This is a genomic window from Holospora curviuscula, assembly GCF_002930195.1.
In the GTDB taxonomy this organism is placed as follows: Bacteria; Pseudomonadota; Alphaproteobacteria; order Holosporales; family Holosporaceae; genus Holospora; species Holospora curviuscula.
In genome coordinates this window covers 1-5984 of the sequence record NZ_PHHC01000002.1, presented here as the reverse complement: position 1 = coordinate 5984, position 5984 = coordinate 1, and the positions used below count along the sequence as shown (strand labels likewise).

Sequence of the window (5984 nt, the reverse complement as noted above, 5' to 3'; positions counted from 1 at the left end):
AGGACGTTATCTATGCTCTCTCAAAGGTAATGAGGGAAATCTTTCAGATGATGTGACGCGATATTTTGAAAAAGTATCCTTAGAAGCGATCAAATATTGCGAAAATTATGATAAGGGGCACGCTAGGGTTGAAGTTAGAAAATGCTCGTTAAGTCAGGATAGTCAATGGCTCATCTTAAATACTCCTAATGGGCGTTCTATTAAAAGCATTGCGCGGATAGAATCGGCTGGTGAGATAAAAGCTAAGTTTTTTAGTGAAGTGCGGTATTATGAATCTTCTTTAGAGGTCACTCTTGAAACAATGCTCTCATATATTAAAAGCCATTGGGTCTTACATTGGGTAGTAGATAGATCATTTGGTGAGGATCAAAGGAGAATACGGAAGGAAAACGCTCGCCACAGTATGGCAATAAGCAGGCATATAGCTCTGAACAAGCTCATGTGCCAGGACAATCAATCAAGAGGTTCAGAAAAATGGGATGGGGCTGGAGTGATGACATACTTTTTCGTATCTTGCAACAAAATTTTTTATGAGGTGGTCCTGGGACAACGCTTCAGAACGTGGCATTCATGGGGAGACATTCATGATACGGCTGGAGACTGTGCTGTATTTCAAGAAGCCTTAAGAAAAGATTCAACGCTTAAGAGTGTTTGCGCCTATACCGGTTATTGGAAAACAACGGAAGGATACGTTGTTTTGAAGAAAACAAGTAAGATATCGGCTCGCCTGACTCAAGGGAGGTCTATTTTGGCCAAAAGATGGGGCGTGGAGCCGCACGTTGTCTTGGCTTAATCAGTTTCCAAGGCGCTCCAAAGAGTATGAAAGTTCTATTTTTGCGGAAGAGAATAATATTGTGATTGCATACTTTAGGCTCTTGATTAGAAACGTTGCATCATTGTGAAGACTGGTTCTAACATGTGCGTCTTAACGTATCTACACAAAGAAAATTTATTGACTCAAAGATTGACATAAAGACAGTGCTTCTTGGCCTGATGATGTAATTGCCCGTCCTCGGGGCGTTCTTTGAATAAGACCTTTTTGTAAAAGATAGGGTTCTACCACATCTTCTAGTGTATCTTTCGTTTCGCTAAGGGTAGCAGATAACGTTTCAATACCCACAGGACCTCCTTGAAATAGACACCCCAAGGCCACTAAGTAGCGCTGATCTAACCCGTCTAACCCTAAACTATTAATACCTAGTGCACTCAATGCTTGCAGTACTAAAGATTCATCGATTAGAGAACGATTCCAAGCATCCCCGAAGTCTCGAATGCGGCGTAGTAACCTTAGTCCGATACGGGGAGTTTCTCGAGCCCGTACAGCAATGACAGAGCACGCCTCCGGAGTTAGTACCATCTTTAACATTTGGGCACCTTGTAAAATAATTGCTTCCATTTCTGCTGCTGTATAAAATCCTAGTGCTAAAGTGATGCCAAATCGATCTTTTAAAGGAGTACTTAAAAGTCCGATACGGGTCGTTGCCCCAATAAGCGTAAAAGGTTCCAAGGTAAGACGCATGGATTGAGCGTGCGGACCATCGCCTAAAATAATGTCTAGACGACGATCTTCCATGGCGCTGTAGAGGGTTTCTTCCACAGAAATAGGAAGCCGATGAATTTCATCAATAAATAAAACATCTTGTTTTTGTAAACCTGTTAACAATGCTGCCAAGTCTCCCGTCTTCATCAAAACGGGAGCTGAGGTAATTTTTAAACGGCTTTCACAGGATTTAGCAATAAGGTGAGCCAGTGTGGTTTTTCCTAGACCAGGAGGACCGTGCAATAACACGTGATCTAGAGGCTCTTTTCGATGCTGTGCTGCCTTTAAAAAAATTTTTAAATTTTCAATACATTGACGTTGACCAATAAATCCTTCAAAAGAATTAGGACGCAAAAAAAGGTCTATAGGGTGCTCTTGAGACATAATCTTGGGATCTTTCATCCACAAGTGCCGCGGTAAAATATACTTTTTAAGTAATATTCTTTAACTAGTCTGATACACGCAACTACGATGGCAGTTAACGGCGCAGAAAGTAAAATCCCAATAATTCCCATAGCGTGTCCTAAAGAAAAAATCGCCAACAATACAATGGTAGGATGCAGTCCAATACGTTTTCCAATAAGAAAAGGGGTTAAAAATAGTGCCTCTAGTCCGTATCCAATAACAAAAATAACTGTTAATATCTTGAGACTCACTGCTGTAGAGGTTAATAGCGCGATCAAAAAAGAAACACAGATTCCTATAAAAACACTTAAATAAGGAATAAAAGAAAAAAATCCAATCAATACGCCAATCAGCCATCCAAATTGAAGACCGAAGAAATTAAGTGTTATAGCGTAATATCCGCACAAACTGATACATACTAAGGCTTGGCCTCGCAAATAAGCAGAAAAAGTTAGATGAACTTGCTCTAGTCCTTTTAAAATAGATTTACGATATGGGATAGGAATCCAGGATATTAGAGTGTTCACAAAAGAGGCCCAATCTTTCATAATGTAAAAACTTAAAAAAGGTGCCATAGCGATTATGGTAACAATTTTTGCTGCATTTAATCCACTTTGTAGCACATAAAACATGATCTCCTTAAGCTTAATGGTAGTAATAGAAAGCCCCTCTTCTAACGTACGTTCTATCCAATAGGAGCCTTGAGGAGAAATATGTATTTTTTTTAAAATGAGGGAAATTGTATTCAAGATCTCTTCTTTACCTAAAGAGAGGTTTTGAAATAAAAACACTAATAAATGCTTTACAGAAGGAATCAATACAATACACGTTGCTGCTAAGACAAAATAGGTCAAGAAAGTAATAGAAAAAGCAGTGATTCCAGAAGCAATATTATAATTTTGAGCTTTTAAGAGAATAGGACGCCATAGATAAGCCCAAACGAACGCTGCAATAAACGGAATGAGTGCGCTGAAAGTCCAATACAGAGTCGTGGCTAAAATGCCAAAAATTCCCACGCTCAGACACTGCTTTTCAAACTTTGTCATGCCACATGTCCTTTGTTCGCAATAGGTAGGTTATCCACGCAATCATCATAATTGCAGTGACACACCCGATATAAACCTCGTATCCAATATGATACCAAGGATAAAGAATACGGCTCATAGCCAGTACAAGTAAAAGACACTGACCAAACATAGCGACTTTTCCCCATCGTAGCGCATTCAAAGGAAGCTGTTTATGCATTCCATAGAGTCCTCCAAAAACTAAAGTTATTTCTTTAATGAGTGTTAAGTACAAAAACCATTTTGGAATTACACCCCGTTTTACAAGCCCAAATACTACACTAATGACCATAATTTTATCTGCTAGGGGGTCCAAAACAGTGCCTAATTTTGAAGTCATATGATATGATCGTGCCCACCAACCATCTAGGACATCGGTAAGTATCACGCAAACAAACAACGTCATCAGCGTTAAGTCCATGTGCTCTTGCAGACGTACTCCTATCCATACTCCTAAGATACAGCGTAGTCCTGTGAGACAATTGGGTCCCCAAGATTTCTGGAAAACTTTTTTAAACATTAAGACTAGAACAGGCAGACGAATGATTTTCAGTATACTAGATTTGCAAAAAAAAATAAATTGTTCTTTTTTGTACTATACACATTGTACATAAAATATCATTTAATAAATTTTAAATAAAAAATGATTTATTTATAAATAATTTAAAAAAATAATATATATGACTAAAAACTTCAAAACCTTCAGTTCTTCAGCACGTTAAAATAGTGGTTATCACTAGATAGTAGGAAGTTTTCAAAAAATCTATCCATAGCCTGTCTAAAATCTTAAGCGTCCTTAAATCATGCATTAGGGTTCATACTCTCTTCAGGTGTTATACTTCGTGCAGCTGTGAGTTATGATGAGATATATACCATCGGCTTATCAATGCTGGCTTCTTTTTTGATGTCTATTGTAAGATAAATCCTTTTTGTAATCCTGGCTCTACTTTGTGGCCTAGGCCCTTAGGGGTTTGATATGGTTATGGCGGTAAAGCGTTGCTTCTACAAAATCTAAAAAAACTATCAATTGCCGAGTCTATGATTCACTGAATTATTCCTAGGCACCGCCGTTTTCATTCTTTAACTTTTCTGCTTGAGCGTCCTGTACCTATGAAATAATTCTAGATGGATGAAGATGACGGACCTGATTTATTTTAGGGATGCTTTAGCCTTGCGAGCGGAACACAATAATTTTTGTACGATGGGCTTTTTTCGGGTCATGCCTAATGGTGCAACTCCAGTGCTACTATTTAATTCTGCTTTTAGAGGGAGTATGTTTATTTATCCCTTTTTTTGTTCAATGCAAGCATTTTCAAAAATCGCGAGTATACATCTTCCCCCACACTATTTTTGTATTGCCAAAATTTGGGTACTTTGAGGAGAGATAAAGACGGCTTGGAGGAGAAAACACAGGCCACGCTTAAAGAAGGACGGCATGGATCTGTAGGTTTTTTTAAATAATCTTGGCTTAACGTTCTCAGGGAGATCTTTTGCTGGAATCGGCCCAATATAAGCTAAAAAAAGAATCAGATCTTGGATAGGGTTTTTCTGTTTGTACTGGGTTTTTGTCATGCATCCCCCCGAGCGTTAAAATTATGAATGTCCGTGTTACAAAACGAAGCGTGTTTAAAGCAGGAACACGTTTCAGTTTTACCGCATCTCTGGTAGAGATCTCGCCCCCTTCCTACACTACAATTAGCATCGATAGAACTAATAATGCGCCTGATACCCAGAAATGAGAGTCCTTATCCCATAAAACCTGTCGCCTCCACAGGAGGAAGATACCTTCCGGTATCATCTAGAAGCCGTAGGTAAGGAGCCTTTTCTTGACATCGAACCCAATGAACCCCTTGGGTTGAAGGATGGTCTAAGCTAGAGGAATGGCGTGATCTTTTATGGGTAAAGACACCCTAAGGCATTCAAAATTGTCAGAAATTTTTCTGTGATCAAGCATTAAAAGACTGTTTGTATTGCGAGTTATCATGGAAGTGATCTCGAAAATAAAATTTTTCATGGCGCACAAAGCATTGATCAACAGACTCGAGAACACTGGGCTGATGTCCTACGGGACGTAGGATCTTACACGTTTTTAGCCAAAGCTCACATTACGTTGATTGATAAGAAATTTTTTTAAAAGAATTGACAAAATTTGTGAAAAGTAATGCAATAAAAATTTTAAGTTTTAATCGCAACTAATATGTATAAGGAATCTCTACTTACTTGCTTTATTGTAAACTTTTTTGGTTTATTCGATGCGAGTATTGATGGAGATAAAAAAATAAATAAAAGTTTCACAGGTCAGAAAGAAAAATTTAGAGATGCTGTTCACGCAGTTAACTTAGTACACAGAATGATAGGAAAGACGCCTCAAGCCATGCTCTTAATGCATTACTGAAAGATTCTGAAAAATCGGATCACCTAACCTAATTATTCAAGCAGTAAATACGTCCACAATCTTGTAGAGCTACCTTGGTTTGCAAGCTTGTTTAAAAAGGCGTATTGTCAGAAATGATAAGGTAATTTTTAATTAAATACTAACGCATAAGGAACTTAGTCCATGGGTGCCAGCCATGGTACCCTCAGCATCATAAATATACTGCCCCCTTTAACCGCGAGTATGTGCTACAGAATATTTGAGATATAAATTAATAAAGAAAACATTTAAAATTTTTTATTCTATTTTATATTATAAAAACATTTAATAAAAAAAATTACCAATAGAGTAAAAAATCTATCTTCACAGATTAGGCGAGTCTTTTAATAGGGGGCATGAAGTGCGGTTAGATACCGTAAAGAGTAAAGAAGACTTTTTTGCATTGTTTCCCCCTGCCTATACTCTTCCTTTCGGACAAGACCCTATGGCGCTGAAATTGCTCAAAGATGCGTTTATTGATAGTCTAAAAAACTTTAAAGACTCTAAAGCTTTTTCTTCAGCGCAAATAAAAGGAGCCATCGAAAAAATTAATACAGCATAT

5 protein-coding genes are annotated in these 5984 nt (G+C 37.9%); 2 read left to right on the top strand and 3 right to left on the bottom strand.

The features are described 5' to 3' along the window. Positions 1 to 793: ISAs1 family transposase (locus HCUR_RS00045; RefSeq protein ID WP_129591774.1), on the top strand; the 793-nt coding region annotated here is incomplete at its 5' end. Positions 794 to 949: 156 nt separating this feature from the next. Here HCUR_RS00045 and ruvB read toward each other — a convergent pair. From ruvB to HCUR_RS00030, 3 genes are read right to left on the bottom strand one after another with little or no spacing between them, the layout of a single operon-like run. Then, entirely contained in the window at positions 950 to 1942 is a 993-nt protein-coding gene (gene ruvB, locus HCUR_RS00040) for a Holliday junction branch migration DNA helicase RuvB (RefSeq protein WP_104206219.1), read from the bottom strand. Continuing rightward, positions 1939 to 2991 (bottom strand): AI-2E family transporter, encoded by a 1053-nt coding sequence (locus tag HCUR_RS00035; RefSeq protein ID WP_104206218.1) that lies wholly within the window; start codon positions 2989 to 2991, stop codon positions 1939 to 1941. The genes ruvB and HCUR_RS00035 overlap by 4 nt, the downstream gene beginning before the upstream one ends. After that, a complete protein-coding gene (locus tag HCUR_RS00030; protein WP_104206217.1) occupies positions 2978 to 3529 on the bottom strand; it encodes a CDP-alcohol phosphatidyltransferase family protein in 552 nt (183 codons plus the stop codon). The genes HCUR_RS00035 and HCUR_RS00030 overlap by 14 nt, the downstream gene beginning before the upstream one ends. A 2254-nt stretch (positions 3530 to 5783) precedes the next feature. Between HCUR_RS00030 and HCUR_RS00015 the strand changes: the two genes are divergently transcribed. Then, positions 5784 to 5984, top strand: a 201-nt coding sequence (locus HCUR_RS00015) for a hypothetical protein (RefSeq protein ID WP_129591771.1), incomplete at its 3' end; no start/stop codon positions are given.